This window comes from Pseudoxanthomonas sp. LjRoot204_2 (genome assembly GCF_056175765.1).
Genome location: NZ_JBGFFG010000462.1, coordinates 1 through 2,486, shown reverse-complemented (window position 1 = coordinate 2,486; position 2,486 = coordinate 1). Strand labels below are relative to the sequence as shown.

Sequence of the window (2,486 nt, the reverse complement as noted above, 5' to 3'; positions counted from 1 at the left end):
GCTGTGCCTGGGCAACCCGAAGCATCCGGCGCTGACGCTGGCGGCCCTGCACCCGTCGCCGACGGTCGTCGCTTTCTGGCGCAGCCTGCAGCAGCGGCTGCTGCGCGCAGGCTTCAAGCAGCATGTCGGCCGCAGCTTCGTGCCGCACCTGACGCTGGCCTATGTGCCGCCCCGCACCACGCCGGTGGACGTGCCGCCGGTAGTGCTGCACCCGCAGGAGGTGCACCTGTTGCAGAGCATCGAAGGCGAGGCGGATTACACGCGCCTGGGCGAGTGGTCGCTGGCGGAATAGGTCCCGCATCCGCGCCTGCAGGCCGCGAGCCGGTCCTGCAGGGATGCACGAAGAGCGCTTCGCCGCGTTGACGCCATCGGGGTACGACGGCTAGCGTCACGGCTCTTTCGCCCGAGGTCCCCGCATGCGCGTCGCCATTCCCTTGCTGCTGTTGCTGGCCGGCATGGCGCCGGCATCCCAGGCGGCCCCGGTGCCGACGCAGGGTCGGGACGGGATCGAGGTCGGTGCGGTACTGGCGCCGCGCGACCGGGTCGATCCGGAGAACCGCATGCTCCGCGAGCGGCTGGACACGTTGCTGCCACGGCTGATGAAGGACGCCGATCTCGACATGTGGGTGGTGATCGCGCGCGAATACGCCGAGGATCCGGTGTACTTCACGCTGGTCCCGCAACCCGCACACGCCGCGAGGCGCACCACGATGCTGGTGTTCCATCGTCAGCCCGACGGCAGCGTGCAGCGCCTGTCGATCAATCGCTACCCGTTTGGCGCGCCGTACGAGACGGCGTGGGCCGGAGGCGACCTGAAGGCCCAATGGGATGCGCTCGGCGCCCTGATCACGGCGCGCGATCCGCGCAGGATCGGTATCGACGTGTCGGACGAATGGGCGGTCGCCGACGGACTGACGCATGCGTTGCACGAGCGCCTGCGCTCGGCGTTGCCGGCCGCGCTGCGGGATCGGCTGGTGTCCGCGGAAACGCTGGTCGTCCGCTGGATGGAGACCCGCACGCCGGGTGAGCTCGCCGCCTATCCGCATATCGTGTCGCTCGCCCGTGGCGTGGTCGCGGAAGCGTTCTCGGGCCGTGTCATCACGCCTGGCGTCACCACCACCGACGACGTGGCGTGGTACATCCGCCAGCGCTTCGAGTCATTGGGTCTGGCGCCTTGGTTCATGCCGGACGTGAACCTGCAGCGCGCCGGTACCGCCTGCACCGACGACGCGCCGTTCTGCGGCGAGGAGGGCGTGATCCAGCCGGGCGACGTGCTGCATACCGACGTGGGCCTGTGCTACCTCAAGCTGTGCACCGATACCCAGGAAATGGCCTATGTCGCCCGTACGGGTGAAACGGACGTGCCCGCCGGCCTGCGTGCCGCGCTCGCCCGGGGCAACCGCTGGCAGGACGTGCTGACCGGGCAGTTCGTGGCTGGCCGCACCGGCAACGAGATCCTGGCGGCGACGCAGCGCGAGGCGACGCGGCAGCAGCTGCGTGCGTCCACCTATTCGCATCCGGTCGGGTTCGTGGGCCACGCACCGGGGCCGACGATCGGCATGTGGGACAACCAGGGCGTGACACCGGGACAAGGCGATTGGCCCCTGCATGCGGACACTGTCTACGCGATCGAGGGCAACGTGAAGGCGGATGTGCCGGAGTGGGGCGGGCAGAACGTGCAGATCAAGCTTGAGCAGATGGCTGTGTTCGACGGAACGAAGGTGACCTACCTGGCTGGACGCCAGGTCGCCTGGCACGTTGTGCGGTGACGCGCCGTACGCACCGACGATAGGATGCCCGCATGAGCGCCGACGCCCACCTGATCGCCTGCCCGCATTGCGCGGCGATGAACCGTGTGCCGCCGGCGCGGCTCGCCGAGGCGCCCAGCTGCGGGCGCTGCCACCAGGCCTTGTTCACTGGCCGGCCGCTGGCACTGGGCGAGGCCGATTTCGACCGCCATGCGCTGCGCAGCACGCTGCCGTTGCTGGTCGATTTCTGGGCGCCCTGGTGTGGGCCGTGCCTGCAGATGGCGCCGCATTTCGAGCGTGCCGCGATGGCGCTGGAGCCGGCGATGCGCCTGGCCAAGGTGGACACGGAAGCCAGTCCCGGACTGGGCAACCGATTCGGCATCCGCAGCATTCCGACACTGGTGATGCTGCAGGGCGGGCGCGAGATCGCGCGGCAAAGCGGGGCGATGCAGGCGGATGCGATCGTGCGCTGGGCACGGGGACAACGGGCGTGAGGGCGCAGGCGATGCCCGCCCGCGATGGCCGTGCTGGGCGCAGTGCGAGCAGCCCGGACGCTGGAGGAGCCAGGGCGTGACGCTGCCGACACTCGCGACGGAGCGTTTCCGCCTGCGTCCGCTGGCCGCGCAGGACGAAGCGCTCTATGTCGCCATCTACACGGACGACGCGCTGATGCGTCATGTCGGCGAGCCGATGACGGCATCGGACGCGCGGCGCGCGTTCGACGCCTTCCTCCGGTCC

At 70.0% G+C, this 2,486-nt stretch carries 3 protein-coding genes; all 3 read left to right on the top strand.

The window, feature by feature from the left end:
- Positions 1-292, top strand: a 292-nt coding sequence (locus tag AC04L7_RS16605; protein ID WP_475513447.1) for a 2'-5' RNA ligase family protein, incomplete at its 5' end; no start/stop codon positions are given.
- Between the two features lie 124 nt (positions 293-416).
- The gene (locus AC04L7_RS16600) at positions 417-1,769 is read left to right on the top strand and encodes a M24 family metallopeptidase (protein ID WP_435998145.1); all 1,353 of its coding nucleotides are present in this window, start codon (positions 417-419) and stop codon (positions 1,767-1,769) included.
- A 32-nt stretch (positions 1,770-1,801) separates the two neighbouring features.
- Positions 1,802-2,242 carry a thioredoxin TrxC gene (gene trxC / locus AC04L7_RS16595; RefSeq protein WP_296278261.1) on the top strand — a complete coding sequence of 147 codons (441 nt, stop codon included), beginning with the start codon at positions 1,802-1,804 and terminating at the stop codon, positions 2,240-2,242.
- The last annotated feature ends 244 nt before the right edge of the window (positions 2,243-2,486 follow it).